General features: G+C 74.9%; 25 protein-coding genes. 12 read left to right on the forward strand and 13 right to left on the reverse strand.

Annotated features, from left to right (window positions below; genetic code table 11):
- Nucleotides 1-94 precede the first annotated feature (94 nt).
- Nucleotides 95-319, forward strand: a complete 225-nt coding sequence (locus AFB00_RS05790) for a glutaredoxin domain-containing protein (protein WP_269466025.1) — start codon at nt 95-97, stop codon at nt 317-319.
- Between the two features lie 4 nt (nt 320-323).
- On the opposite strand, the gene nudC is transcribed toward AFB00_RS05790, so the two are convergent.
- From nudC to AFB00_RS05835, 9 genes are all read right to left on the reverse strand, one after another.
- Nucleotides 324-1340 (reverse strand): NAD(+) diphosphatase, encoded by a 1017-nt coding sequence (gene nudC / locus AFB00_RS05795; protein ID WP_068796367.1) that lies wholly within the window; start codon nt 1338-1340, stop codon nt 324-326.
- Nucleotides 1337-2722 (reverse strand): M16 family metallopeptidase, encoded by a 1386-nt coding sequence (locus tag AFB00_RS05800; protein WP_068796368.1) that lies wholly within the window; start codon nt 2720-2722, stop codon nt 1337-1339. The genes nudC and AFB00_RS05800 overlap by 4 nt, the downstream gene beginning before the upstream one ends.
- Nucleotides 2719-4050 (reverse strand): M16 family metallopeptidase, encoded by a 1332-nt coding sequence (locus AFB00_RS05805; protein ID WP_197519764.1) that lies wholly within the window; start codon nt 4048-4050, stop codon nt 2719-2721. Before AFB00_RS05805 ends, AFB00_RS05800 begins: the two co-directional genes overlap by 4 nt.
- 29 nt (nt 4051-4079) lie before the next feature.
- The gene (locus AFB00_RS05810) at nt 4080-5372 is read right to left on the reverse strand and encodes an aldehyde dehydrogenase family protein (RefSeq protein ID WP_083275973.1); all 1293 of its coding nucleotides are present in this window, start codon (nt 5370-5372) and stop codon (nt 4080-4082) included.
- Between the two features lie 55 nt (nt 5373-5427).
- The gene (locus AFB00_RS05815; RefSeq protein WP_068796369.1) at nt 5428-6381 is read right to left on the reverse strand and encodes a class F sortase; all 954 of its coding nucleotides are present in this window, start codon (nt 6379-6381) and stop codon (nt 5428-5430) included.
- Nucleotides 6382-6430: 49 nt separating this feature from the next.
- Nucleotides 6431-7378, reverse strand: coding sequence for a DUF4142 domain-containing protein (locus AFB00_RS05820; protein ID WP_068796370.1), 948 nt, complete (start codon nt 7376-7378; stop codon nt 6431-6433).
- 77 nt (nt 7379-7455) lie between these two features.
- Nucleotides 7456-8319 carry an exodeoxyribonuclease III gene (locus AFB00_RS05825; protein WP_068796371.1) on the reverse strand — a complete coding sequence of 288 codons (864 nt, stop codon included), beginning with the start codon at nt 8317-8319 and terminating at the stop codon, nt 7456-7458.
- An 11-nt stretch (nt 8320-8330) separates the two neighbouring features.
- On the reverse strand, nt 8331-9227 hold the full coding sequence (locus AFB00_RS05830; protein ID WP_068796372.1) for a transketolase family protein: 897 nt from the start codon (nt 9225-9227) through the stop codon (nt 8331-8333).
- Entirely contained in the window at nt 9227-9907 is a 681-nt protein-coding gene (locus tag AFB00_RS05835) for a transketolase (protein WP_068796373.1), read from the reverse strand. Before AFB00_RS05835 ends, AFB00_RS05830 begins: the two co-directional genes overlap by 1 nt.
- A gap of 143 nt (nt 9908-10050) precedes the next feature.
- On the opposite strand from AFB00_RS05835, the gene AFB00_RS05840 reads away from it, so the two are divergent.
- The 4 genes from AFB00_RS05840 (at nt 10051) to AFB00_RS05855 (ending at nt 11880) form a co-directional block, all read left to right on the forward strand.
- Nucleotides 10051-10905 carry a helix-turn-helix domain-containing protein gene (locus AFB00_RS05840; protein ID WP_231974244.1) on the forward strand — a complete coding sequence of 285 codons (855 nt, stop codon included), beginning with the start codon at nt 10051-10053 and terminating at the stop codon, nt 10903-10905.
- 44 nt (nt 10906-10949) lie between these two features.
- On the forward strand, nt 10950-11315 hold the full coding sequence (locus AFB00_RS05845; RefSeq protein WP_068796374.1) for a DUF397 domain-containing protein: 366 nt from the start codon (nt 10950-10952) through the stop codon (nt 11313-11315).
- Between the two features lie 155 nt (nt 11316-11470).
- Nucleotides 11471-11674: a hypothetical protein gene (locus AFB00_RS05850; protein WP_068796375.1), complete on the forward strand. Its 204-nt coding sequence runs from the start codon at nt 11471-11473 to the stop codon at nt 11672-11674.
- A 26-nt stretch (nt 11675-11700) separates the two neighbouring features.
- Nucleotides 11701-11880 carry a hypothetical protein gene (locus AFB00_RS05855; protein ID WP_068796376.1) on the forward strand — a complete coding sequence of 60 codons (180 nt, stop codon included), beginning with the start codon at nt 11701-11703 and terminating at the stop codon, nt 11878-11880.
- An 81-nt stretch (nt 11881-11961) separates the two neighbouring features.
- Here AFB00_RS05855 and AFB00_RS05860 read toward each other — a convergent pair whose 3' ends face one another.
- A complete protein-coding gene (locus AFB00_RS05860; protein ID WP_231974401.1) occupies nt 11962-12960 on the reverse strand; it encodes a potassium channel family protein in 999 nt (332 codons plus the stop codon).
- Nucleotides 12961-13076: 116 nt separating this feature from the next.
- Between AFB00_RS05860 and AFB00_RS05865 the strand changes: the two genes are divergently transcribed.
- The 6 genes from AFB00_RS05865 to AFB00_RS05890 all read left to right on the forward strand — a co-directional run bounded on the left by AFB00_RS05865 (nt 13077) and on the right by AFB00_RS05890 (nt 19218).
- Nucleotides 13077-14177, forward strand: a complete 1101-nt coding sequence (locus AFB00_RS05865; protein ID WP_231974246.1) for a sensor histidine kinase — start codon at nt 13077-13079, stop codon at nt 14175-14177.
- Entirely contained in the window at nt 14174-15010 is an 837-nt protein-coding gene (locus AFB00_RS05870; protein ID WP_068796378.1) for a LytR/AlgR family response regulator transcription factor, read from the forward strand. Before AFB00_RS05865 ends, AFB00_RS05870 begins: the two co-directional genes overlap by 4 nt.
- Nucleotides 15007-15378: a hypothetical protein gene (locus tag AFB00_RS05875; protein ID WP_068796379.1), complete on the forward strand. Its 372-nt coding sequence runs from the start codon at nt 15007-15009 to the stop codon at nt 15376-15378. The genes AFB00_RS05870 and AFB00_RS05875 overlap by 4 nt, the downstream gene beginning before the upstream one ends.
- Nucleotides 15375-17042 (forward strand): sodium/solute symporter, encoded by a 1668-nt coding sequence (locus AFB00_RS05880; RefSeq protein ID WP_068796380.1) that lies wholly within the window; start codon nt 15375-15377, stop codon nt 17040-17042. Before AFB00_RS05875 ends, AFB00_RS05880 begins: the two co-directional genes overlap by 4 nt.
- A gap of 185 nt (nt 17043-17227) precedes the next feature.
- Nucleotides 17228-17584, forward strand: a complete 357-nt coding sequence (locus tag AFB00_RS05885; RefSeq protein WP_068796381.1) for a DUF485 domain-containing protein — start codon at nt 17228-17230, stop codon at nt 17582-17584.
- Nucleotides 17581-19218: a solute symporter family protein gene (locus tag AFB00_RS05890; protein WP_068796382.1), complete on the forward strand. Its 1638-nt coding sequence runs from the start codon at nt 17581-17583 to the stop codon at nt 19216-19218. Before AFB00_RS05885 ends, AFB00_RS05890 begins: the two co-directional genes overlap by 4 nt.
- Before the next feature lie 82 nt (nt 19219-19300).
- Here AFB00_RS05890 and AFB00_RS05895 read toward each other — a convergent pair whose 3' ends face one another.
- The 3 genes from AFB00_RS05895 to serS all read right to left on the reverse strand — a co-directional run bounded on the left by AFB00_RS05895 (nt 19301) and on the right by serS (nt 25454).
- On the reverse strand, nt 19301-22663 hold the full coding sequence (locus AFB00_RS05895; protein ID WP_068796383.1) for an ATP-dependent helicase: 3363 nt from the start codon (nt 22661-22663) through the stop codon (nt 19301-19303).
- A gap of 10 nt (nt 22664-22673) precedes the next feature.
- Nucleotides 22674-23510 carry a glycoside hydrolase family 16 protein gene (locus AFB00_RS05900; protein ID WP_068796384.1) on the reverse strand — a complete coding sequence of 279 codons (837 nt, stop codon included), beginning with the start codon at nt 23508-23510 and terminating at the stop codon, nt 22674-22676.
- 693 nt (nt 23511-24203) lie between these two features.
- Nucleotides 24204-25454, reverse strand: a complete 1251-nt coding sequence (gene serS, locus AFB00_RS05910) for a serine--tRNA ligase (RefSeq protein ID WP_068796386.1) — start codon at nt 25452-25454, stop codon at nt 24204-24206.
- 89 nt (nt 25455-25543) lie between these two features.
- Between serS and AFB00_RS05915 the strand changes: the two genes are divergently transcribed.
- Complete coding sequence (locus tag AFB00_RS05915) at nt 25544-26383, forward strand: LLM class F420-dependent oxidoreductase (RefSeq protein WP_068796387.1); 840 nt, start codon at nt 25544-25546, stop codon at nt 26381-26383.
- The last annotated feature ends 12 nt before the right edge of the window (nt 26384-26395 follow it).

Here is a 26395-nt window from a genome sequence, read left to right on the forward strand (position 1 = left end):
CACCCACCCCCGACGGTGACCGGTCCGACCGGGCCCGGGACGGCGGAAGATCCGGGGGTGCCGCGTGGTTGCACCGGGCATGGCGGATCTGACCATGTACACGACCAGCTGGTGCGGCTTCTGCCGCCGGTTGAAGCTGCAGCTCGACGAGGCCGGTATCGGCTACCGCGAGATCGACATCGAGCGCGAGCCGGACGCGGTGGCGTTCGTCGAGCAGGCCAACGGCGGGAACCGCACGGTCCCCACCGTCGTCTTCCCGGACTCGTCGGTGGCGACCAACCCGAGCTTCGCCGAGGTCTCGCGGCGGCTCAGGGCCTGATCCGTCAGTCGCCCGCGGCGGCCCAGGACTCCAGCATCGTCCGGGCGATCGACACCCGCCCCGGCAGCATGACGACCGGGTCGGTCCCGTCCTCCCGGCCCTGCTCGGGCTGCGCCCAGTCGCCCCGGGCGAGGGCCGTCCGCAGGCTGGACCGGCTCACCCACAGCGCGTCGGCGATCTCCCCGTCCTGCAGCCGCAGCGGCGCGTCGGGATCGCCGACGGCGTGGAAGCCGACCATCAGCGACCGCGGGAACGGCCACGCCTGGCTGCCCAGGTAGGTCACGCCGGTCACGGCGATCCCCACCTCCTCGGCGATCTCCCGCTGCACGCACGCCTCCAGCGACTCGCCCGACTCGACGAACCCGGCGAGCACCGAGTACCGCCCCACCGGCCAGGACGGCTGCCGGCCGAGCAGGACGCGGTCACCGCCGTCGTGCACCAGGCAGATGATCGCCGGGTCGGTGCGCGGGTACTCCTCGTGGCCGTTCTCGCAGATCCGCGCCCAGCCGGCGTTCTGCGGACGGGTGCGGGTGCCGTCGACCGCGCAGAAGCGGGCCCGGTCGTGCCAGTTCAGCGTGGCCACGGCGCCGGTGAGCAGGCCGGCTCCGAGCGGGTCCAGGAAGGCCCCGGCGGCACGGAGGTCGGCCCACTCCCCCGGGTCGTCGGCCGCGACCCGGGCCGGGCCACCCCGGACCGCCCAGTACGGGACGCCGTCGCGCTCGCCCAGCAGCACGGCCTCGGCCGGCGGCGCGTCGGCGAGATCGGCACCGGCCCGGGTGCGGACGTGCCCGTTCCGCCCGGCGGCCCGGTCCCAGGCCGCCGCGTCCGCCTCCCGGAAGCCCGACCCCGGGGCCGTCTCCCAGTCCACCGGGGTCCGGCCCGCCTCGTCGACCACCACGACCCGGGCCTTCGCCCAGGTGGCCGCCGGCCAGTCCGGGTCGGAGCGCCGGTCCTCGTCGCGGTCCAGCGCACTCCGGGACAGGACCGGCTGCTCGGTCAGGACGAAGTCCGACCGGCTCACGCCCGCACCACCCCGCCGAGTGCCTCCAGCCGGGGCCCGGTGACCTCGGCGTCCCCCACGATCACGCCGGTGAACCGGGCCGGGGCGAACAGCTCGGCCGCCGCGGCGGTGACCTGCTCGACCGTCACCTCGGCGAGCCGGCGCGGCCGGTCCCGCAGCCAGCCGGCGTCGAGTCCGACCGCGTCGAGCGCGGACAGCGTCCCGGCCAGCGCGGACTGGCTGTCGAGCGACACGAGCAGCGAGCCGATGGCGTACTGCCGTGCCGACTCGACCTCCTGCTCGGTCGGCGGGACCGCCACCATCCGGCCCAGCTCGTAGCGGGTCTCCAGCAGGGCGGCCGCGGTGACGTCGGTGGCGACGTCGACGTCGAGGCCGAGCACCGCCCCACCGGGCACGAACTCCTGGCCGGAGTGCGCTCCGTAGGTGTAGCCCTTGTCCTCGCGGACGTTCTCCATCCAGCGCGAGGAGAAGTAGCCGCCGAACACCAGGTTCGCGATCTGGAAGGCGGCGTAGCGCTCGTCGGTGCGGTCGACGCCGGGGGCGGTGAGCCGCAGCTGCGACTGCACGGACCCGGCCCGGTGCACCAGCTCGAGGTCACCGGCCCGCGGCACCGGCGGTGCGGACAGCCGCCGCGCCGGGTGGGCGCCGGACCAGTGCCCGAGGCGCCGGGCGACCTCGGCGATCGCCGCGGCCGGGTCGATGTCGCCGACGAGCACCAGCCGGGCGCCGTCGGGCACGACGGTGTCCGCGTGCAGGGCGCGGACCCGTTCCGGGGTGACGGCCGCGACCGCCTCCGCGGTCGGGAGCTCGGAGACGATCGGGTGGTCGCCGAAGCGCCTGCGCATCAACGCCTCGCGGGCGACCGTCCGCGGCTGGGCGCGGGCGACGGCGATCCGCTCGACGAGCCGCTCGCGTTCGCGGGCGACCTCGGAGTCGGTGTGGGTCGCGCCGGTGAGGACGTCGGCGAGGACGTCGAGCACGACCGGCAGGCCGGACGCGAGCGCCGACCCGCCTGCGTGCAGCCACTCCGGGTCGACGGCGACGCCCAGCTCCGCCCCGACGGCGGCCAGGTCGTCGTCGAGACCGACCCGGTCCCGGGTCGCGGTGCCGGTCAGCATCGTCTCGGCCAGCACCTCGGTCCCGGCCGTCCGCGCGGCGTCGGCGACCGGCTCCGGCGACGCCGCCGGGATCCGCAGCACGGTCTCCACCAGCGGGACGCCCGGCCGGCGCGCGGCCAGCACGGTCAGCCCGTTCGGGAGCGTCTCGGTGACGACCTCGGGCAGCGGGACCTGCGCGGTCGTCCCGAGGCCGGGCAGCGGGCGCGGGCCCCGCTCGGTGCGGCCGATCTCCTCGGCGCTGCGGTGGGTTCGGGTGGCGGTCACGCGGCACTCCCCTCCGGCTCGGCGCCGGACGCGGGTTCGACGGTCAGCACCGCCCGCCCGGCCGAACGCAGCCGGGCCGCGGCGGCGGCGACGTCGGTGGTGGTCAGGGCGGCGAGCCGGGCCGGCAGCTCCAGGGTCAGCTCGGCCCGGCCGTAGAGCAGCTCGCGCGCACCGAGGCCGAGCATGCGGTACATGACCCGGTCGTCCTCCCGGTGTAGTGCGGCGGCCCAGCGGGCGGACTGGCGGTCCAGCTCGGCCTGGTCCGGGCCCTGCTCGGCGAGGCGGTCCAGCTCCTCGTCGACGGCGGCGGTCACCCGGTCGGGCCCGATCTCGGCCGGGTGCACCGCGGTGATCGTGAAGGTGTCCGGGTCGCGGGAGTCGAACGGGGCGCCCATCAGGCCGTTCGCCGCGGAGACGTCGGTGACCAGGCCGTCGGTGTGGACCAGCCGTCGTTGCAGGCGGGCGGCCTCGCCGTCGGTCAGGACGGACGCCAGCATCGCGTGCGCGAGGTAGCCGTCGGGATCGGCCGCGGGGTCGGGCACCCGGTAGCCGAGTGCGAGCGCGGGCAGCGGGGCGTGCGCGTCGGTCACCGACCGGCGGCGCTCGGCACCCGGTGCCGGTTCGGCGAACGACGGCCGCTGCGGCACGTCGCGGGCCGGGATGTCGCCGAAGTGCCGCTCGACCAGGGCCAGCGTGCCGTCGACCCCGTGGGTGCCGAGATCACCGTGCACGGTGACGAGCGCGTTGCCCGGGGCGTAGAAGGTGTCGAAGAAGGCCGCCGCGTCATCCAGGCTCGCCTGCTCCAGCTCGGAGAAGTCGCCGTACCCGTTGTGCGCGTTCGGGAAGGTGTCGTAGAGGACCGGCGGCAGCAGGATCCACGGGAACCCGCCGTAGGGGCGGTTGTGGACGTTGAGCCGGATCTCCTCCTTCACCACGTCGACCTGGTTGAGCAGGTTCTCCTGGGTCAGCGTGGGGGCGCGCAGCCGGTCGGCCTCCAGGAACAGCGCCCGGTCCAGCGCGGCGCCGGGCAGCACCTCGAAGTAGTCGGTGTAGTCCTGGTGGGTGGAGCCGTTGAAGATCCCGCCCGCGGCCTGCACCTGGCGGAAGTGCTCCAGCTTGGCCAGGCTCTCGCTGCCCTGGAACATCAGGTGCTCGAACAGGTGCGCGAAGCCGGTGCGGCCCTCCGGCTCGGAGCGGAACCCGACGTCGACGTGCACCGACACCCCCACCACCGGGGTGGCCGGGTCGGGCACGACGAGCACGCGCAGCCCGTTGGACAGCGTCGCCCGGTGCAGTGCGAGGGCGGACTTCTCGTCGATCACGGACACGTCCGCGAGGTTATCCCCCGGCGCGTCCGTCAGGCGGGCGGGAGCACCACGAACTGACGCAGGCCGAGGTCGCGGTAGGTCACCGGGCCGCGCGGGCCCGGCGTCCGGTCGACGTTGATGCCGGTCTCGGGCAGGCCGAGCAGCTTGTAGCCGTCGAGCAGCCGGGAGGTCGCGTTCCAGAACACCCCGGTGCCGGTGTAGCGGTCGATGAACCGCTGCGCGACCGCCTCGTCCGCGGCGCAGATCGTCGCGGCCAGGCCGGACGTCTCGCGGGCCGCGGTGTCCGCTGCGTCGTCCGGGCCGTCGACCGGGGCCACCGTCACGTGCGCCTCGGCGCCGGAGTCCAGCGCCCACTCGTGGCCGAGCGGGTGCGCGTGCGGGGGCTCGGACAGCGCGACGCCCTGGGCCTGCAGCGCCGCGCGCGCCACCGGCAGCAGGCTGTCGTAGACCGGCCGGTCGACGAGCAGCAGGTTCAGCCGGTTGCAGACGCCGAGCCGGTCCACGGAGTCGGTGACCAGCCGGGTCACCTCCGCCTCCGTCGCCGAGGAGTCGAGGTAGAGCACCCCGCCGCCGTCGGCGTGCGACAGGACCCGGGTGCCCGCGGTCGCGCCGAGCACCGACAGCCTGCGGGTGACCTCGCCCGAGCCGCGGACGACGACCAGCGGCACCAGATCGGGCAGCCCGACCAGCGCGTCGGCCCCGGCGTGCCCGGGGAGCTCGACGAGCTGCACGGCCTCGGCCGGCAGGCCCGCCTCCCGCAGGGCGGGCCACAGCACCATCTCGACCAGGGCGGTCGCGCTGCGCAGCGCGGCGGCCCCGGTGCGCAGGACGGCGGCACTGCGCGCCTTGAGCACCTGGGACGCGACGTCCACGGTCACGTTCGGGCGGGCCTCGTACACCGCGCCGATGACCCCGACCGGGATCCGCCGCTCGAACACGCGCTCGCCCGTCTCCAGGGTCCGCAGCGGCCACTCGGTCGGCGGCTCGGGGGTCGCCGCGAGCACCTCCAGCTGGGTGGCGATGCCGGCCAGGCGCTCCTCGGTGAGCCGGAGCCGGTCGAGCAGCCCGGGTGCCGTGCCGTTGCGCTCGGCGACCTCGACGTCCGCGGCGTTGATCTCGAGCAGCTCCGGGCCCTGGTCGCGGATCCGGGCGGCGGCCGCGCACAGCGCGTCGTCGATGATCCCCTGCCGGGCCGCGCGGACGGCCGGAGCCGCGGCCCGCGCACGCTGCGCGGCCGCGCGGACGGCGGCGTACTCCGGCGCCTCGGCGCCGTCCCGGCTGTCCTGGCCGCCCTGCCCGGTCTCGGTGACGATGCTGCTCACCCGGCCAGCGTAGGCGGAACCGGCCACGGCGACCGGCACGGGTACGGCGGGTGCGTCAGTCCGCGACGGGCACGGCGTAGACGACGATGTTGGACTCGTAGCTCCCGGCCGCCGGGTCGAAGACCCCGCCGCAGGTGATGAGCACGAGCTGCGGGCCGCCGTCGCGGCGGAACACCTCGCGCGGGAGGTCGTGCTTGCCGTACTCGCGGCGGGCGGTGACCCGGAACTCCGCCGCCCGGCCGTCGGCGCCGCGGACGACGACCGGCTCCCCCTCGACGAGCTGCGGGAGCACGGCCAGCACCCCGACCCCCTGGGTGCGGGAGTCCACGTGCCCGGCGAGCACCGCGCTCCCGGCCCGGCCGCCGGGCAGCGCGCCCGGCGCCCACCAGCCGACGGTGCTGACCCGTTCGGGGACCACCATCCCGCCGTCCGGGCCGGTGCCGACGGCGTCGACCGGTGCGGTGATCCCGCGGGCGGGCAGCTCCAAGGCCGCGGGGACGACCGGGGCGGGCGGCCCGGCGGGGACGGGGGCCGGCGGGTAGATCGGCGAGACGGTCCACGGCTCCCGGGGTGCGACGGGGAGCGGGCCCGCCGGACGCGGGGCCTCCGCGGCGGAGACCCCGGGGCCGGGCAGAAGGCCTGCGGGGCGCGGGTCCTGCCCGGCGGGAGCGCCGGGACCCGGCCGGGGGCCGGGCGGGAGCAGGGCCGGCGGGTCGCCCGGGCCGGTGGGGACCGGGCCGGGTACCGCCGGTCCGAGGGGTGACGGAGCGGCCGCGGCCGGATCACCGGCGGGCGGGGCCAGTACGGGGAGCACGGCGGACGCCGGGACCGCGCGCACGGGTTCCCGGTCCGGCGCCGACGCGGGCACCGCGCCCAGGTCCTCGGCCACCACCTGTGGCCCGGACCCGGCGGCGAGGCCGACACCGGCGCCCAGCAGGGCGGCGCCGGAGAGCAGCAGGACCGCCGCTCCCCGGGCGCCGCTGCGCGGACGCCGGTGCCGATGACTCATGGTCGCCTCACGCGCTCCTCATCCGGAACCCACACGGCGTCCGGGCGGCTCAGGCGCGCGAGCGGCGCAGCCGGATGAGCCCGGCACCCAGCAGCAGCAGGCCGGCACCGCCGACCGTGACCGGCAGCACCGCGTCGGAGGCCGACGCGGCCTGGCCGCCGGTGCCGGCGTCGACCGCCGGTGCACCGCCCCGGCCGGCACCGTCGCCCGCGCCGGAACCGTTGCCGCCGGCACTCGCGTCCGGGCCGGCGGCCTGGCCGCCGTCACCCGCACCGTTGCCGCCGGCACCGTTCCCGGCGCCGTTCCCGCCCGCGCCGTTCCCGCCGTCGGCGTTCCCGGCACCGTCGCCGCCCGGGCCGGCACCGTCACCGGCGCCGTCACCGCCCGGGGTACCGGCGCCGGCCGCGGTCGCGGCCTCGTCCAGCTTGGTCTTCAGCTCACCGAGGTTGGTCAGCTGCGCCCGCGCCTGGTCCAGCTGCTCGGGCGGGAGGCCCGGCACGTTCAGCAGGCCCTGGGCCTGGTCGTTCAGCTCGCCGACCTGGGTCTGCGCGGCCTGCAGCCAGCCCTGGTCGAACTGCTCGCCGGTGCGCGCCTTGAGGTCGTCCATCTGGGCCTGGGTCTCCGGGGAGACCTGGTCGGGCAGCGAGACGCCGATCGACGACGCCAGCCCGCGCAGCTTGTCGTTGAGCTGCTGGCCCTCGCCCTGCACCTGCGGCGCGAGCTGCTTGACCTGCTCGCCGACGCCCTGCTCCAGCCCGACGCCACCGAGCGCCGCGAGCCCGAGCGCCTTCTGGTGCGCGTCACCGAAGGCCTGGCGCGGGTCACCGACGCCGGGGATCTGCGGCATCTCGGTCGGCACGTTGGGCATCTGCGGCGTCTCGCCACCGCACGCCGAGAGCCCGACGAGCGCGACGGCGGCGACGGACGCGCCGACGGTGCGGCTGATGCGCTTCGAGTGCGAAGTAGTCACGTTCTTCCCCCGGGGGTAGCGGTCCACCTGCGCTGGGCTATCAGCGTTACTCCGAATGCCGCAACCGGAGCCACTCCGTCGGAGGATGCCCGGCGGCCGAACGGCTAGCCCCGTCCGCCCAGCGGTGCCGGCGCCGACGGCGGCGGGACGACCGGGCCGAGGTCGGAGTCCGGGGCCTCGTCGAGGTCCAGCACCACCGGGGCGTGGTCGCTCGGCGCCTTCCCCTTGCGCGCCTTCCGGTCCACCCAGACCGCGGCGCGGCGCCCGGCCGGGTCCGCGCCCGCGAGCACCAGGTCGATGCGCATGCCCTGGTCACGGTGGAACCGGCCGGCGCGGTAGTCCCAGTAGGTGAAGACCCGTTCGTCCGGCCACCGCTCGCGCAGCACGTCGCGCAGCCCGGCGGCGGTCAGCTCCGCCAGCGCGGCCCGCTCCTGCGGGGTGACGTGGGTGGCGCCGTCGAACTGCGACCGGTCCCAGACGTCGTCGTCGGCGGGGGCGATGTTCACGTCGCCGGCCACGACCGTCGTCGCCGGGTCACCGGCCGTCACCTGGTCGCGCAGGGCGGCGAGCCAGCGCAGCTTGTAGGCGTAGTGCGGATCGTCCGGGGTCCGGCCGTTCGGGACGTAGACCGAGGTCACCCGCAGTCCGCCGCAGGTGGCGGTCACGGCGCGGGCGTCCGCGGAGTCCCGGCCGCCCTCGGCGAAGACGGGCTCACCGGGTAGCCCGCGCACGACGTCGTCGAGCCCGACCCGGGACAGCAGCGCGACGCCGTTCCACTGGCCCTGCCCGTGGTGCGCGACCGCGTACCCGCGCCCGGCCAGCTCGTCACCGAAGACGGCCGCGAAGTCGTCGTCGGACAGCTTGGTCTCCTGCAGGCAGACGACGTCCGGTGCCCGTTCGTCCAGCCAGGGCAGCAGCCGGGGCAGCCGGGACTTCGCCGAGTTCACGTTCCATGTGGCGAGACGCACGACCGCAGACCCTACGAGAGGAACTCCCGGACCGAGCGGCGGATGCCGTCGGTGTCGAGGCCGTGTGCGGCGTCGTGCTCCTCCGGGCCGCCGTAGCGGCGCAGCTCGGCGTGCCCGACCCCGAGCCCGAGCACCCGGTGCCGCACCCCGGCCAGCGCCTCGGACACGAACCGGACCGACGTGCCGCGCTGGTAGGGCTCGACCAGGACGACGTCCGGCTCGCCCAGCGTGGCCCGCAGCGTCGCCCCGTCGAACGGCCGCACGGTCGGCGCGTAGAGCACGGTCACGTCGAGGTCCGCGACCGCGGCGAGGGTGCGGTCCGCCAGCGGGCCGACGGTGACGACCGTGCCCCGGCCGCCCCGGCGCAGGACCGTCATGGAGGGCCCGGAGCCGAACGGGGCCGCGTTCGACGTGCCGGCGAGCCGGACGTAGACCCGGTCGTCGCCGGGCAGCGCGCGCCGGAGCTGCTCCTCGGCCTCGTCGGCGTGGCCGGGCACGTGCACGGTCCACCCGTCGAGGGTGTCGAGCAGCCCGACGTCGCGCGGGCCGAAGTGCGTCTCGCCGGCCGCCGCCATGTCGTAGGACCCGCCGGAGGAGACCAGCAGGGCGCCGGTGCCCTGGTGCCCGAGATCCAGCTTGAGCTGCTCGTAGGGGCGCTCGACGAGGAACGGCGCGAAGGTGTGCACGATCGGGCGCATCCCGGTGAGCGCGAGCCCGCCGGCCGCGGAGACGAGCAGCTGCTCCCGGATCCCGACGTTGATCACCCGGTCTGCGACGGCGTCCGGGACGTCGAGGTAGCCGGCGCCGATCTCGGCGAGCAGGGCGACCGTGCGCGGGTCGTCGGCCAGCATCTGCGGGAGCAGCCGGTAGAAGCGTTCCCGCTGGTCGAGAACGGTCTGGGTGATCATCAGTGGTTCCCCTTCGGTTCGACGTGGGCGACGACGGCGAGCGGTCGATCGTCGTGCGGGGTGCGGAAGGCCCGTTCGAGGTCGGTGTGGTCGCGGCCGTCGGCGTCGAGGGCCGTCCATCCCTCGGCGGCGAACCGGGCGGCGATCCCGCCGGGCCAGCCGAGCGAGGCGCTGCGGTTGTCGATGACGACCGCGGTCAGCCCGGCCAGCCCGACCCGCCCGGCGTACTGCACGGCCTCGATGTTCGAGCCCTCGTTCAGCTCGGCGTCGCCCACCAGGACGACGGTGCGCGCCGACCGGCCCTGCAGGCGCAGCCCGAGCGCGGTCCCGACGGCGAGGCCCAGGCCGTGCCCGAGCGAGCCCGAGGAGATCTCGACGCCCGGCACGAGCGTGCGGTCCGGGTGCTGGCCGAGCGTCGAGCCGAACCCGGCGAACCCGTCCAGGGCCGCCGGGTCGAGGAAGCCCTTCGCGGCCAGCACGGCGTAGAGCGCCATCGGTCCGTGTCCCTTGGAGAGCAGGAACCGGTCCCGGTCCGGATCGTCGGGTCGCGCGGGATCGACCCGCAGGATCCGGTCGTAGAGGACCCGCAGGACGTCCAGGGTCGACGTCGCGGCGGGCTCGTGCTTCTCGTCGCCGGTCATCCGGGTCAGCAGCCCGGTGACCTCCGCTGTCGTGGTCATACCCCGACCCTCGTTGATGAACCCGACTTCAGGTCAAGGAGTTGTCCACAGGCGCTCGTCGGCGCTCGATGGCCGAGGTCCGGGCGTTATAGGGTCTCGCCATCAGGGTCGGCGGGCCGGCGGGGTCCGAGGGGAGACGTGTCGTGATCCGGACCGCGAAGCGGCTGCTGCTCGGCCGCGAGCTGGCGCACATGATCCGCACGAGCGGCGTGTCGCAGAGCGAGGCGGGGAGGATCATCGAGACCAGCCAGTCCCGGATCGCGACGCTCATCAGCGGCGGGGGCGTCATCTCCCCCGGCGACCTCACGATGCTGGCCCAGGGACTCGGGTTCACCGACCCCGGCTACCTGGAGGCCCTGCGGGAGCTGCGCCGGGACAACCACAAGCGCGGGTCGTGGAGCACCGGCCACAACCGCGCCTACCGCGACGACCTGCGTCTGCTCGTGGATCTGGAGACCTACGCCGACCGCGTGCGCAGAGTCGAGGTCGAGGTGGTCCCGGCCCTGTTGCAGACCGAGTCCTACATCCGGTCCCAGCACGCCGACCAGCCGCCTCTCGACGGCGTCTCCATGGAGGACACGGTGCAGGCGCGACTGGCGCGCCAGCACATCCTGGACCGGGACGATCCACCCGTGCTGCACGCGATCCTTTCCGAGTCGTGCGTGCGTCGACAGTGGGGCGACGCCGAGGTCATGGCGGAGCAACGCGCGCACCTGGTCGAGGTGTCCAACCGGCCGAACATCATGATCCAGCTCGTCCCGTTCGACGCACCGCCCGGACGGCGCTCCCCGCTGGGCTCCCAGTTCACGCTGCTGCGCGTGCAGTCTCCGGGCGCTGCCGGTCCGCTGGAGATCGTGACCAGCGAGAACCCGGGCGAGATCCGGTACATGGACGATCAGAAAGCCCTGGACGCGCATGACTCGGCATGGGCCCGGCTCTCCTCGGCAGCCCTGAGTTTCGCCGACACGCGGACGTTCATTCAGCGCATCAGCGCCTGAGTAGGCTCGGGGAGCACTGCACGTTCCGTCCCCGGAGGCTCACCATGCCGGCGCTCACTCCCCCCGAGTTCGGCGAGGCCGACTTCCGCACAGCCACCGCGAGCCAGCCGAACGGCGACTGTGTCCAGGTGGCCCGCAGAGCGGGATGGGTCGCGCTGCGCGACGACAAGACCGACTTCGGCGCCGACGACGACCACCGCCTCCTGCTCACCGGCGACGCGTTCGACCGCGCCCAGGACGCCTGGCGGACCGGCGGCTCCACCGGTCCCGTCCGGATCGCCGACCGGGGTGACGGTCACGTCATGCGCCTCGACGACCGGTCGTCGTCCGAGCTGAGCTTCTCGACCGCCGAGATCGAGGCGTTCCTCGACGGCGTCATCCGCGGGGAGTTCGACTCCACCCGCTACTGACCCACCGACCACGACGGGCGGTATCCGGACCTTCGTCCGGGTATCGCCCTTTTCGGATCTCTGTTCTCAGATAATCATCATTCAGGTATTGAGTACGCGTCATTGCCTCGCTAACATCCTGCTCAGCGTTGGTCGAGACACACAGGCAGGGGACGATGGCCGCTGAGATCGAGGGCGACACCCGCCGGACCGGCGCACCGCAGGCCACGGCCGGGCAGCTGGGTGGCTCCCCGGCCCACCTGTCCGGCCCCTCCCCCTCCGGGGCGGCCGTCCCGGGCACCGACCGGCGGCGGGTGTCCGACTCCCCGTCACCGGCCGGGCACCAGCGCGGGCGGGCCGTAGCCGGTGCGGCCCGGTGAGACGGTCGCGGCGGGAGCGGCGGGTCGTGGTGACCGCATTGACCGCGGATCGGCGCATCCTGCGGCAGTGGAACCTCCACCTGGACCCGGAACAGCGCGTCCCGCTACCGGAGGGCACCAGCTCCGTGCACCTCACCGATCCCGACCGCCAGACCCGGGTCCGCATCGAACCCGGCACACCCCGCCTCGGCGACCATCACGCGTGACCGGACGTCGCAGGCATCGCGTCGACCTCGCAGCAGGTGTGGCGCCTGCGTGGTCGCCGCACGGTCTGCGAGGTCCGGCGGTTACTCGTCGTCGGGCGGGCTGGCCTTGCGGACGTAGAGGAGCTGGTCGCCGCGTTCCAGGGCGTCCACCGCGGCCGAGTCGACGCGGTAGAGGCGGTCGTCGCGGACCACGCCCAGGACGATGTCGGGCAGGTGCCGCGGGCTGCCGCCGACCTCGACCGGCTCCACCTGGCGCTGGCTGATGGCGAACCCGGCGTCCGGGGTGAGCAGGTCCTCGACGACCTCGACGACGGCCGGGGACCGGGTGGCCACGCCCAGCAGCCGCCCCGCGGTCTCGTCGGACACGATCACCGAGCTGGCCCCGGACTGCCGCAGCAGGTGCACGTTCTCCGCCTCGCGGACCGCGGCCACGATCGAGATCGACCGGGACAGCTCGCGGGCGGTCAGGGTGGTCAGCACGGCGGTGTCGTCCCGGTCCAGCGCGACGACCAGCGTCGTCGCCAGCTGCACACCGGCGATCCGCAGCACCGCCGACCGGGTCGCGTTCCCGGACACGGTGACCAGCCCGAGGCCGGACGCGACGTCGAGGCGGGCCCGGTCGGTGTCGACGACGACGATCTTCTCCGGCTCGACGCCGTCGCCCAGCAGCGTCTCCACCGCGGCCCGGCCCTTGGTGCCGTAGCCGACGACGACGGTGTGCTCGCGCACGCGCGACCTCCAGCGCTGGATCCGGAACGACTGGCGCGAGCGCTCGGTGAGCAGCTCGACCGTCGTCCCGACGAGGACGATCAGGAACAGCACCCGCAACGGGGTGACCACGGCGATGTTGATCAGCCGGGCGTGCTCGCTGACCGGGACGATGTCGCCGTAGCCGGTCGTCGACAGCGACACCGTCGCGTAGTACAGCGCGTCGAGCAGCGAGATCTCGCCGGCGCCGTTGTTGTCGAGGTAGCCGTCCCGGCCGAAGAACACGATCAGCGTGGTCGCCGCGAGCGCGACGAGCGCGATCACCAGCCGGGTCAGCAGCGAGCGGACCGGGCCCGACCGGGTGTCGGGCATCCGCAGCGCGCCCTCGACCTGGGGATCGAGGGAGCTGAGGCGGGAGGTGCCGATCACCCGGGTAGGCTAGCGCCCACGCGGCGCCGGGCCGGGGCCGCGGGCCCTATCCTGATCGGGTGCCGGCCGACGGGGAGTCCGAACGCGGGTCCCGCGTGCCCGCGGCACTGCGCCCCCGGTTCTCCGGGCGGTTCCGCGGCGGCACCGCAGCCGCCCCCGGTCCGGATCCGGTGGCCGTGCTGGAGACCGGGGTCGCCGTCGCCGCCGGGCTGCGGGAACCGGGCGGGTCGCCCGCCGCGGTCGACGCGCTGCGCCGGCTGGCCGGGCTCTGCGGCGCCGACTCGGTGGGGCTGCTGCGGCCGGGGCACCCCGAGACCTGGTTCGGCCCCCGCCGCTCCGACGGGCTCGCGCTCGCCGGCCGGGCCGGGCCCCGCCGGGTCTCCGCCGACGGCCTGACCGCCGTCACGCTCGGGGAGGGCCCGGATCCCGCGGTGCTCGTGCTCGGCGACGGGCTCGCCGCACCGGTCGTGCGCCGGATCGCCGGGTTCGTGACCGACGCGCTGGAGCGCGCCGCGCTGGCCGACGGCGCCGCCGAGGCCGAGGCGGCCCGGCTGCGCGAGCTGCGCGCCCAGATCTCGCCGCACTTCGTCTACAACGCGCTCACCACGATCGCCTCGTTCGTGCGCTCGGACCCGGCACGGGCCCGCGACCTGCTGGAGACCTTCGCCGACTTCATCCGGCACTCGCTCGCCGCCCGCGGCGACTACACGTCGCTGGCCGGGGAGTTCCGCTCGGTCGAGGCGTACCTGACGCTGGCCAGGGCGGTGCTGGGTGAGCGGCTGCGAGTCCAGGTCCGGGTCGCGCCCGAGGTGCTGCCGGTGCCGATCCCGGTCCTCGCGCTGCAACCGCTGGTGGAGAACGCCGTGCAGCACGGCGTGGAGCGGTCCACCGGCGGCGGGCTGGTGCAGGTGAGCGGCGAGGCCGAGGGGGACGTCTGCGTGATCGCCGTCGAGGACGACGGGCCGGGCATGGCCCCCGAGCACGCCCGCGCGGTGCTGGCCGGCACCGCCGAGGGGGCCGGGCTCGCCCTGGTGAACGTCGACCGGCGGCTGCGCGCCGTCTACGGCCCGGAGCACGGCCTGGTCATCGAGACCGCACCGGGCGCGGGGACCCGGATCGTGCTGCGCGTGCCGCGCTTCCAGCCGGGGGTCCTCGCATGAACGACCCGCTGCGGGTACTGGCGGTCGACGACGTCGCGCCCGCCCTGGACGAGATCTGCGCCCTGCTCGCCGACGCGGCCGACGTCGGCGAGGTCACCCGGGCCGCGGACGCGGTCGAGGCGCTGCGGGTCCTGCCCACCGGGCGGTTCGACGCGGTGTTCCTCGACATCACGATGCCCGGCATGGACGGCCTGGAGCTCGGTGGCGTCCTCGCCGCCATGGCGACCCCGCCCGAGGTCGTGTTCGTGACCGCGTTCGAGGAGCACGCCATCGCCGCCTACGGCCTCGGCGCCGTGGACTACCTGCTCAAACCGGTCGGGCCGGACCGGCTCGCCGAGGCCGTCGCCCGGGTGCAGCGGGCCAGGGCGGGGCGCACCGTGAACGGGCCGCGGACCGTCCCCGGTGCCCCGCTCCCGCCCGCGGACGCCGGCCCGCCGGTCCCGCGGGTGGACGAGCTCGCCGTCCTGCCGGTGGAGCTGGCCGGGCGGACCCGCTTCGTGCGCCGCGAGGACGTCCGGTTCGTCGAGGCGCACGGCGACTACGTGCGGCTGCACACGCCGTCCGGCTCGCACCTGGTGCGGATCCCGCTGTCCCGGCTGGAGGAGCACTGGGACGCCTACCGCTTCGTCCGGGTGCACCGCAGCTTCCTGCTCCACCTCCCGGCGGTCCTGGAGCTCCGCAGCGACGCCGGGGGCGGGCTGCTCGCGCACACCGACGCCGGCGACGTCCCGGTCAGCCGGCGGCACGCCCGCGAGCTGCGCGAGCAGCTGCTGGCCGCGGCGACCGCCGGCGCGCTCGACCCCGATCGGGAGCGCGAACGGGGACCGCGGTGAACCGCCCGCGCCGGGTGGCGGTGACCGCGCCGCCGGAGCACGGCGGGCGCCCGGCCGCCGTCCGCGCCGCCGCCGAGCCGCTGGACCCGGCGCTGGTCGCGCTCGTCCGGCGGGTCCGGCGGGCGCAGCTGCGGTGGGCGGCGATCACGCTGGCGGGCGGGGCGGTCCTGCTGCTCGGGCTGCCCGTGCTCCTGTACACCGCACCGGCGCTCACCCAGTGGCGCGGGACCGGGTTGCCGCTGGGCTGGATCGCGGTGGCCTGGCTGCCCTACCCGCTGCTGGCCGGGCTCGCGTGGTGGCACCTGCGGCGGGCCGAGCGGACCGAGCGGACCCGGGCCGCGACCGACCCGCACCGCCCCGCGCCGTGACCGGCGCCGTCGTCGTCGTCCTGCTCCTGGTCACGGTGCTGATCGGGGCGCACGGCGTCGCGGCCATGCGCACGACGTCGGACTTCCTCGTCGCGTCCCGGCGGACCTCGCCGATGCTGAACGCCGCCGCGGTCTCCGGGGAGTACCTGTCCGCGGCCTCGTTCCTCGGTGTGGCCGGGCTGGTGATCAAGGAGGGCACCGGGGCGCTCTGGTACCCGGTCGGCTTCACCGCCGGTTACCTGCTGATGCTGGCGCTGGTGGCGGCGCCGATGCGGCGCAGCGGCGCGCTCACCGTCCCCGGCTTCGCCGAGGCCCGGCTCGGCTCGCGGTCGCTGCGCCGGTTCTGTGCGCTGGTCGTCGTCGTGATCGCGACGCTGTACCTGGTGCCGCAGATCGTCGCGGCCGGGCAGCTGCTCACCCTGGTGTCCGGTGTGGACTACTGGGTCGGCGTCGTGGTGTCCGGGCTGGCCGTCGGGATCACCCTGGCGCTCGGCGGGATGCGGGCCGCGACCTACGTCCAGGCCTTCCAGTTCGCACTCAAGCTGCTGCTGTTCGCCGGGCCGGCGATCTGGCTGCTGCTGCTCGCCGGCCCGCAGCTGCGCAGCGATCTCGTCGCCCCGCCCGAGTTCACCCACTTCACCCAGGACACCCCGGTGGAGTTCCGGCTCGACACCGACCTCGTCGTCGCGGCGCCGGTGGAGGTGGTCGTCGACGGGATCCCGACGACGCTGGCGCCGGGTGCGCACCACGCGCGGGCCGACGAGAGCTGGCTGTTCCCGGCCGGTGCCCAGGTGCCCGCGCTCGGCGGCGACCGGGCGTCGCTGCCGATCCCCGGCGGCACCGACTGGGCGCTGCCGCTGCTCGGCAGCGGGGCGTCCGCGCCGCTGCTCGCGACCTGGTCGGTACTCGTCGCGACGGCGCTCGGGACGATGGGCCTGCCGCACATCATCGTCCGGTTCCACACCAGCCCGGACGGACGGGCCGCCCGCCGCACCGCCGCGATCACGGTCGGGCTGCTCGGCACGTTCTACCTGGCCACGATCGTCTACGGGCTGCTCGGCACGGTGCTGACCCCGGAGCTGCACCTGTCCCAGGGCACCGACACCGCGATCGTCACGCTGCCCGGCCGGGTCACCGACGGGGCGACCGCGGGCGTCCTCACCACGCTGCTCACCGCCGGTGCGTTCGCGGCGTTCCTCGCGACCTCGCTCGGCCTGCTGCTCGCGCTGTCCGGGGCACTGGCGCACGACCTCATGCCGTCCGGGCTGCGCCGGTTGCGACTCACCGCGCTGGCGGCGTCGGCGGCGGTCGTGCCGGCGGCGCTGCTCATGGTCCGGGTCGACGTCAGCGCCGCGGTGACCTCGGCGTTCACCGTCGCGGCCTCGACGTTCTGCCCGCTGCTGGTGCTCGGCCTGTGGTGGAAGGGCCTCACGGCGCGCGGCGCGTACGCCGGGATGATCGCCGGACTGGTCTGTTCGACGGGCTCGATGGGACTGGGTGCCGCACTGGGACTGGGCGGGACGGCGGGCATCCTGCTGAGCCAACCGGCCCTCTGGACAGTCCCCCTCTCTTTCACGATCATGATCGCGGTGTCGCTGGGTGATCACGTTCCGTCGTGGGCGGAAGCTACGATGCTCCGGCTCCACCTGGCGGATCGCGAGTAGCGAGGAGGCTCCTCCGGTCGTTGTCAAGACCGTCGGTCGAATCCTGACGCGTGCGGCCTGCCGATCGTCGGCCATTCGCCTCACTGTCCGAATCGAGACCCTGTGTGGGGTTCCGCACACGCACGTGAGGAACTTTCCTGGGCGCACCCGGAGTCCGAGGCCCGGGAGATGCAAGGAGGCATACGTTGAGTACCACCGAGTCCGAGAACAGTGCGGACGGCCCGCCGCCCGGCACGACCGACTGGGCCGCCGTACAGGCCAGCAGTGACTTCCAGCAGCTGCGCAAGCGGCTGCGCGGCTTCGTCTTCCCCGTCACCGCGGCGTTCCTCGCCTGGTACCTGCTCTACGTGCTGCTCGCCAGCTTCGCCTCCGACTTCATGGCGACGCCGGTGCTCGGCAACATCAACCTGGGGCTGATCTTCGGCCTGCTCCAGTTCGTGTCCACGTTCGCGATCACCATCGCCTACGTGCGGTTCGCGGGGAACACCCTCGACCCGCTGTCGTCGAAGATCCGCGACGAGGTCGAAGGGAGCGGCGCGTGAACGCCGTACTGGCCCAGGGCGTCGCGGGAGCGAGCCCCATCCTGAACATCTCGATCTTCCTCGTGTTCGTGATCGGCACGCTGGGGATCGTCTTCTACGTGAACAGCCGGCACGCGAAGAAGACCGCCTCGGACTTCTACACCGCCGGCGGCGGCTTCTCCGGCACCCAGAACGGCTTCGCGATCGCCGGTGACTACCTGTCCGCGGCGTCGTTCCTGGGGATCGCCGGGGCCATCGCGATCAACGGCTACGACGGCTTCCTCTACTCGATCGGCTTCCTGGTCGCGTGGCTGGTGGCGTTGCTGCTGGTCGCGGAGCTGCTGCGGAACACCGGCCGGTTCACGATGGGCGACGTGCTCGCGTTCCGGATGCGCCAGCGCCCGGTCCGCGCGGCGGCGGCGACCTCGACGCTGGCCGTCTCGTTCTTCTACCTGCTCGCCCAGATGGCCGGTGCCGGCGCACTGGTGTCGCTGCTGCTGGGCATCTCCGGGGCGTTCGCGCAGGGCGTCGTGATCGCCGTCGTCGGTGTCGTGATGATCGCCTACGTGCTGATCGGCGGCATGCGTGGCACCACCTGGGTGCAGATGATCAAGGCGGTGCTGCTCATCATCGGCGCCCTGGTCATGACGATCTGGGCGCTCGCGCTGTTCGGTTTCAACTTCTCCGCCCTGCTGCAGGGTGCGGCCGACGCGTCGGAGAAGGGTGCCGGGCTGTTCGCCCCGGGCCAGCAGTACGGCGCCACGACGACCTCGAAGATCGACTTCATCTCGCTGGGCATCGCGCTGGTGCTCGGCACCGCGGGCCTGCCGCACGTGCTGATGCGCTTCTACACCGTTCCGACGGCCAAGGAGGCCCGCAAGTCGGTCGAGTGGGCGATCTGGCTGATCGGCCTGTTCTACCTGTTCACGCTGGTCATCGGCTACGCCGCCGGTGCGCTGGTGGGCCCGGAGACGATCCAGAACGCCCCCGGCAAGGTGAACTCGGCGGCACCGCTGCTGGCCTTCGAGCTGGGCGGCCCGATCCTGCTGGGCGTCATCGCGGCCATCGCGTTCGCGACGATCCTGGCGGTCGTCGCCGGTCTGACGATCACGGCGTCGGCGTCCTTCGCGCACGACGTGTACATCAACGTGATCAAGCGCGGCGACGTCGTGGACTCCGAGGCCACCCAGGTCCGGGTGGCCCGGCGGACCGCGATCGTCATCGGTGTGGTCGCCATCCTCGGCGGCATCCTGGCCCGCAACCAGAACGTCGCGTTCCTGGTGGCGCTGGCGTTCGCGGTGGCGGCGTCGGCGAACCTGCCGACGATCCTCTACTCGCTGTTCTGGAAGCGGTTCAACACCACCGGCGCGCTGTTCTCGATCTACGGCGGTCTGGCGAGCACGCTGATCCTGATCATCTTCTCGCCGGTCGTGTCCGGGAAGGGGGCGGACGCCCCGACCCCGTCGATCTTCACCGAGGCGGACTTCGCGCTCTTCCCGCTGTCCAACCCGGGCCTGGTGTCGATCCCGCTGTCGTTCCTGCTGGGCGTGGTCGGTACCTACATCGGCGAGCGCAAGCACGACGGCAGCAAGTACGCCGAGATGGAGGTCCGGTCGCTGACCGGGGCGCACATCGCGAAGGCCGAGTCGCACTGACGCCCTCCCGGCGACACCTACCGTCGCGGTAGGTCCGAGCCCGCGCCCCGCTCCCCGGGGCGCGGGCTCGCCCGTGTTCCGCTCAGCCCGCGGGGACCCCCGTGACCAGCGCGTGCAGCCGGTCCGCGTCGAGCAGGTCCGCCGGGGCCAGGGTGACCCCGTCGCGGACGTAGTGGAACGCGGCCCGCACCCGTTCCGGCGCCACCCCCTGCAACGACGCCCAGGCCAGCCGGTAGGCGGCCAGCTGCACCCCGACGGCGTGCTCGCGGTCCGGGCCCGGCACCGCACCGGTCTTCCAGTCGACGACGGTCCAGCCGCCGTCGGGGTCGGCGAACACGGCGTCCATCCGGCCCCGCACCGCGACGCCGGCCAGCACCGTCTCGAACGAGACCTCGACGTCGACCGGCTTGCGGTCGGCCCACTCCGAGGACTCGAACGCGGTCTGCAGCTCCGCCAGTTCCGCCGCGTCGGCCTCGGAGGCGACCGACTCGTCGGCGGCTCCGGGCAGCTCGTCCAGGTCGAGCATTCGCTCGGCCCCGAACCGCTGCTCCAGCCAGGCGTGGAACGCCGTGCCGCGGCGTGCGTGCGGGTTCGGCGGGACCGGAACCGGGCGGCGCAGGCGGACGGCCAGCGCGTCCGGGTCGTCGGCCAGTTCCACGAGCCGGCTCACCGAGAGCCGCCCGGGTAGCGCGACGGTCGGCCGGTCCACCGCGGCGGCGCGCTCGGCGAGCAGCACGTCGACGTCGGCCGCCCAGCCCTCCGGGTCGCCCTCGGCGTCGGCGACCTCGGGATCGGGTGCCGTCGGCTCGGGCAGCTCCAGCGCCAGCTGGTCCGCCGACCGGCGGCGGTCCCGCCGGGCCGGTCGCGGACGCCGGGCCCGCAGGGCGGCGCGCACCAGGGCGGCGCCGGAGACGACGTCGTCGGCCCGGTCGCCGAACGGGTCCGGCGGCCACTGCGCGGTGCGCTCCACACCGAGTGCCGGGTTGCCGGTGTCCGCCTCCGGCGGGGGCGCCCACACCTCGAGCACGCCGACCTCGGCGCCCCCGGGACCCTCCAGGATCTCGGCGAGCTCGGTGAGGAACACCGACGGCTCCTTGGGGCGCTCCCCGGCCGCGGGCCAGCGGTGCCCGGAGACCAGCAGGGTGCGCTCGGCGCGGGTGAGCGCGACGTAGAACAACCGGCGCTCCTCGGCGAGGCGGCGGTCGTCGAGCGCGGCGTCGTGGTCGTCGAGGGCCTTCTCCACCTCCTTGCGGTCCGCGCCGGGCGGCGGGAGGTCCAGGCCGGGCAGGTCGTCGGCGTCGCCGCGCAGCGGCACCGGCAGGTCCGACGGGTCCTTCAGCCAGCTCCCGGACATCTTCCGGCCCGGGAACACCTGCGCCACCAGGTGCGGCACGGCCACCACCGCCCACTCCAGGCCCTTCGCCGCGTGCACCGTGAGGATCTGCACCCGGTCCGGCGCGACCTCGACCTCACCGGGCGTGAGCCCCTCCTCGGCCTGCTCGGCCGTGGCGAGGTAGTCGAGCAGCGCGGCCAGCGACGGCACCTGCGCACCGGCCGAGAAGTCCGCGACGACATCGGCGAACGCGTCGAGGTGGGCCCGCCCGGTCGGGCCGGGCCGGGCCATCGTCTCGACGTCGAGCAGCAGGGTCCGCTCCACGTCGGCGACCAGGTCGGTCAGCGGTGCCGCGGCCCGCATCCGCAGGTGCGACAGCTCGCGGCCGATCCGCCGGATCCGGTCGAACCCGGCCTCGGAGTAGCGGTCCGGGGCGCCGGGATCGTCGAGTGCGTCGACCAGGCCGGCCTGCTCGGCCTCCTCCCCGGGCAGCGCACCCAGCGCCAGCTCCTCCGGCCCGAGCGGCCCGGGCCGCGACGGCCGGGACGGGACGAGCTCGCGGGCCCGCTGCCACAGCGCGGCGAGGTCGGCGATGCCGAGCCGCCAGCGCGGCCCGGTCAGCAGGCGCACCGCCGACGGCCCGGCGAGCGGATCGGCCACCACCCGCAACGCCGAGACGAGGTCGCGCACCTCCGGGGTGGACAGCAGCCCACCGAGCCCGACGACCTCGACCGGCACCCTGCGGTCCCGCAGCGCCGCGGCCAGCGCGTCCATGTCGGACCGGCGCCGGACGAGCACCGCCGCGGTCGGGGGCTCGCCGGACTCGGCCCCGGCGTGCCAGCGGGTGGCGATGCCGTCGGCGACCCAGGCGACCTCGGCCGCGACGTCGGGCAGCAGACCGGCCCGGACCTCGCCGGGCCCCGCGCCGTCGAGCGGGCGCAGCTCCCCCACCCGGACGCTGCCGGGCGCCGTCCGCAGCGGCTCGGAGACCCGGTTCGCCAGCACCAGCACCTCGGCCGGGTTGCGGAAGCTGGTGAGCAGCCCGTGCACCGGCGCCGGATCGCCGCGGTGGGTCGGGAAGTCGGTGCGGAACCGGGTGAGGTTCCCGGCGCTCGCGCCGCGCCAGCCGTAGATCGACTGGCAGGGGTCGCCGACCGCGGTGACCGAGCGGTGCTCCGGCTCCTCCGGCTCCGGTGCGAGCCCCGGCGGGACGCCGAACAGCGCACGCAGCAGCACCCGCTGCGCGTGCCCGGTGTCCTGGTACTCGTCGAGCAGGACGGCCCGGTACTGGCCGCGCTCGATCCGGCCCACCTCGGGATCGGTCTCGGCGATCCGGGCCGCGAGCGCCATCTGGTCGGAGAAGTCCATCGCCTGCTCGGCCTGCTTGCGGCGGGCGAACTCCTCCACCAGCGGCAGCAGCTCCAGCCGCATCCGCTGCCCGGCGATCCGGGCCTTGTACCCCGCGGACGGCTCCGCCCGCTGCCGCTTGCCCGGCGGGGCGTGCTCCAGCACCGGCAGCATCCGGGCGGTGAGCCGCTCGACGTCGGCCGGCTCCACCAGGTGCTCCCCCAGCTCCCCGGCCAGCGCCAGCAGGTAACCGGTGACGGTCGCCGGGACCCGGTCGATCTCCAGGTCGGCCGCCCAGGTGGACACCACCCGGTGCGCCAGCTGCCAGGTCGCGGTCGGGCCGAGCAACCGGTTCGCGGGCTCGGCGGGCAGCCGCAGCGCGTGCTCGCCGACCAGACGCCCGGCGTAGGCGTGGTAGGTCGAGACGGTCGGCTCCCCGGCCAGCAGCGCCGCCTTCCGGGCGCCGGTGGGGTCGAGGTCGTCGAGCAGCCGGGACCCGGCGAGGCGGCGCAGCCGGGACCGGACGCGGGTGCCGAGCTGCTGGGCGGCCTTGCGGGTGAAGGTGAGGCCGAGCACCTGCTCCGGCAGGACCCGGCCGGTGGCGACCAGCCAGACGACGCGGGCCGCCATCGTCTCCGTCTTGCCCGCTCCGGCACCGGCGACGACCAGCGCCGGGCCCGCCGGGGCGCCGATCACGGCGGCCTGCTCCGCCGTGGGCGGGTGCAGGCCGAGTGCGGTGGCGAGCTCGACCGGTGTGGGGTCCACGGTCGAGTTTCTACCCGGTACCCCCGACGGGTTCGTAGACGCGGGCCCAGTCGACCTGCAGCCGCACCTCGTCCGGGGTGCTCGCGTCCGGGCCGGGGATCCACTTCTCGGCCGGCCCCTGGTCGAGCTGGATGCACAGGTGCATCGGCGTGGCCGGGATCGCCCGGGGGTCGGTGACCTCCCAGCGCTGCACGCCGTCGACGTACCAGGTCACCCGGTCCGGCAGCCACTCCAGCGCGAACGTGTGCCATCCGGTGAAGTCGGCGGACGTCTCCGCCGACAGCACGTGGTTCTGCTCCCCGTAGTGGACGAAGGCGCCCGCCGCGTGCCGGTCGCCGTACGGGATCTCCATCATGTCCAGCTCGCCGTCGGCCGGGAACCGCTCGGAGTCCGGCCAGAGCAGGATCGCCGGGCTGTACCCGGTGCCGACGTCGGTCCGGGCACGGAACTCCCACCGCCCGTAGAGCTGCCCCGACCGCATCGCCGCGCCGCCGGACACGCCGCCCCCCGCGGCCCGTGGCCGGGCGGTGACCGTGAGCAGGCCGTCGCCGGTGGAGAGTGCCGACGGGCGGCGCAGGCCCTTCCCGAAGCCGCCGGGCGAGTCGTAGACGCTCCAGACCGAGCGGTCGAGCCGGGGACCGTCGAACTCGTCGCCGCCGACCTGGCGCCACTGCTGCGGCGGGGGTGGGGGCGGCGGGGGCGGCAGCTGGTTGTCCAGTGCGGACGACGCGGCGCCGGCGTGCCCGTCCGGCGGGACGAGGACGGTCCAGGTCAGCCCGGCGAGCGCGACGACGGCCAGCACCATCGCGATCGTGCCGTGCAGGACGCGGCGACCGGTCCCGGTCACGGCGGCCCCGGACCGGTCCGGCCCGGGGCGGGCGGACCCGGCGGGAGCACGTTCGGCCCAAGCGGATCCGGCGCCGACAGCGCGAGCAGGTTCGGTGCGAGCCGATCGGGTGCGGCGGCCGCGGTCGGACGCGGCGGGGCCCGGCGCGTGGTGCGGCGTCCCCGGCGCCGGGCGCGCGGCACGCGCCCGCCGTCCCGGTGCGGACCCACCGTGGCGGGCGGCACGCCGGGCGACCTGGTCGGGCCATCCCGCAGCCGGACGCGGTGCCGGTGCTCTTCCCCGGCCGGACCGCCGCGCCGGTACCGCGCGCGCGTCGCCCACCCCCACGTCGCCCGGCGCGACACCGGAATGTGCGCCGAGATGCGGATGAGAGGGCTCGACCGGCCGGGATTCCCCGCTCACGTGCATCTCGGCAGCGACACCGGTAGCGGCGCTCCGGCCGGGGGCCTCCGCAACGTCCCGGTCGGGCACCGGGCGCACGGAGGTAGGGCCGGCGGGTCCGTGTCCGGGAACGGCGCGGGCGTGCCGGGCGCCGGCTGCGGCCCGCTGCTGCGGCACCGGTCCGGCGCCGTCCGTCCGGCGGCCCGTCGTCGGTCTCCCTGCTCCGTCCACGACGATTCAGACGTCCGTCTGACGGAACCGTTGCGCCACACACGCTGTCGTGGCGCTCACCCTCGATCGGGGGTCACCCGATCAGCCGCGCGGCGCACCCACCGTGGCCGGGGCCCCGTGCCGCTGCAGCACCTCGGGGACGGCGACGGTGCCGTTCGCGTCCTGGAAGTTCTCCATGACCGCGAGCATCGCGCGGGCGGTGGCACCGGTCCCGTTGAGCGTGTGCACGATCTCGGTGGGCGCACCGGCCTCGCGACGGAACCGGACGTTCAGCCGCCGGGCCTGGTAGTCCGTGGTGTTCGAGCAGGAGGTGATCTCCCGGTAGCGCTGCTGCACCGGGAACCACGCCTCGATGTCGTACTTCTTCGCGGCCGGGTTGCCGAGGTCGCCGACGGCGATGTTGCGCACCCGGTAGGGCAGGCCGAGGTCCTGCACGATCGACTCCTCGTGCGCGAGGAGCTGCTCGTGGAATTCTTGCGCCTGCTCGGGCAGGCAGTAGACGTACATCTCGACCTTGTCGAACTGGTGCACCCGGAACATGCCCTTGGTGTCCTTGCCCGCGGCGCCCGCCTCGCGCCGGAAGTTCGTGGAGAACGCCACGTACTTCGCCGGGAGCGCACCCGGGTCGATGATCTCGTCGGCGTGGATGCCGGCGAGCGCGACCTCGGCGGTGCCCGTCAGGTACAGGTCGTCGTGCTCCAGGTGGTAGAGGTTCGACGCCTCGGTCGGGAGGAACCCGGTGCCGTACATCGTCCGCTCGTTGGACAGCACCGGGCCCAGGACCGGCATGAACCCATCGCCGACGAGCTTGTCGGTGACGAAGCGGAACAGCGCGATCTCCAGCAGCGCGACGTCGCCGAAGCGGTAGGCGAACCGCGACCCGGCCATCCGGGCACCGCGGGCCATGTCCACCCATCCGGTGGGCGACCCCAGGTCGAGGTGGTCCCGCGGCTCGAAGTCGAACGACGGCAGCTCGCCCCAGGTCCGGACCGTCACCGCGTCCTCGTCGGCCGCGCCGTCCGGAGACGTCGGGTCGGGCAGGTTCGGGAGCCGCGAGAGCAGCGCGGCGCGCTCGGCGTCGGTGCCGGCGAGCGCCTCCTCGGCGCCGCGCAGCTCCTCCTTCTCCGCCGCGTACTGCTGCACCTGCTCGGGGGTCGGCTTGCCCTTGGGGCGCTGCTTCGCCGCCGCCCGCAGTCCGCCGACGCGGTCGGTCAGCTCGCGCCAGCGGCCGTCGACCTCGATCAGGGCGTCGAAGTCCGCGGACGCGCCGCGACGGGACAGCGCCGTGCGGAAGGTGTCCGGGTCCTGTCGGGCCGCCTTGAGGTCGATCACTGCACGTCCAGCCTCTCGGGTTCACACTGCTCGGGAGCTGACATCGTAGGACCGGGAATGATCGGGCCCGCGCGGTGGTAGTCCCGGGCATGAGTGTTTCCCTCGGCCGGTACGGCGTCTGGCGGCACGCGACGGGTCTGTCCCCCGATCTCGCGCGGCACATCGAGTCACTCGGGTTCGGCACGGTGTGGATCGGCGGCTCCCCGCCCGGAGACCTCCGGCTCGCCGAGGAGCTGCTCGACGCGACCGGGAACCTGGTGGTCGCGACCGGGATCGTCAACATGTGGTCGACGCCCGCCGACGAGGTCGCGCCCTCCTACCACCGGATCGCGCAGCGGCACCCGGACCGGTTCCTGCTCGGCGTCGGTGTCGGGCACCCGGAGGCGACGAGCGACTACACCCGGCCGTACGCGACCGTCGTCGAGTACCTGGACCGGCTCGACGCGCTCGACGTGCCGGTCGACGGCCGGGCACTGGCCGCCCTGGGCCCGAAGGTGCTCGACCTGTCCCGCGAACGCTCCGCCGGGGCGCACCCGTACCTGACGACGCCCGACCACACCCGCTCGGCGCGGGAACGCCTCGGCGGCGGCGCGCTGCTGGCACCGGAGCACAAGGTCGTCCTCGACACGGACCCGCAGGCGGCCAGGGCACTCGGCAGGCCCGCCGTGCAGAAGCCGTACCTGGGTCTGACGAACTACCGCAACAACCTGGCCCGGCTCGGCTGGTCGAGCACCGACATGGACGACGGCGGCAGCGACGCCCTGATCGACGCGCTCGTCGCCCACGGCACGCCGGAGCGGGTCGCCACCCGCCTCGACGAGCACCTCGGCGCCGGGGCCGACCACGTCTGCGCCCAGGTGATCACCGAGGGCATGGCCGCCCCGGAGGAGGACCTGCGGCGGCTGGCCTCGGCGCTCGGGATCGGCTGACCCGGCTCAGCC

Origin of the sequence: Pseudonocardia sp. HH130630-07 (assembly GCF_001698125.1) — a bacterium.
GTDB lineage: Bacteria > Actinomycetota > Actinomycetes > Mycobacteriales > Pseudonocardiaceae > Pseudonocardia.

What these genes read in the sequence shown, in the direction of transcription:
- AFB00_RS05845 (WP_068796374.1), top strand. Translation starts at nt 10,950, where the DNA reads ATGCCGGCGCTCACTCCCCCCGAGTTCGGCGAGGCCGACTTCCGCACA.
- AFB00_RS05815 (WP_068796369.1), bottom strand. Translation starts at nt 6,381, where the DNA reads ATGAGTCATCGGCACCGGCGTCCGCGCAGCGGCGCCCGGGGAGCGGCG.
- AFB00_RS05860 (WP_231974401.1), bottom strand. Translation starts at nt 12,960, where the DNA reads ATGCCCGACACCCGGTCGGGCCCGGTCCGCTCGCTGCTGACCCGGCTG.
- AFB00_RS05790 (WP_269466025.1), top strand. Translation starts at nt 95, where the DNA reads ATGTACACGACCAGCTGGTGCGGCTTCTGCCGCCGGTTGAAGCTGCAG.
- AFB00_RS05915 (WP_068796387.1), top strand. Translation starts at nt 25,544, where the DNA reads ATGAGTGTTTCCCTCGGCCGGTACGGCGTCTGGCGGCACGCGACGGGT.
- AFB00_RS05850 (WP_068796375.1), top strand. Translation starts at nt 11,471, where the DNA reads ATGGCCGCTGAGATCGAGGGCGACACCCGCCGGACCGGCGCACCGCAG.
- AFB00_RS05830 (WP_068796372.1), bottom strand. Translation starts at nt 9,227, where the DNA reads ATGATCACCCAGACCGTTCTCGACCAGCGGGAACGCTTCTACCGGCTG.
- AFB00_RS05835 (WP_068796373.1), bottom strand. Translation starts at nt 9,907, where the DNA reads ATGACCACGACAGCGGAGGTCACCGGGCTGCTGACCCGGATGACCGGC.
- AFB00_RS05870 (WP_068796378.1), top strand. Translation starts at nt 14,174, where the DNA reads ATGAACGACCCGCTGCGGGTACTGGCGGTCGACGACGTCGCGCCCGCC.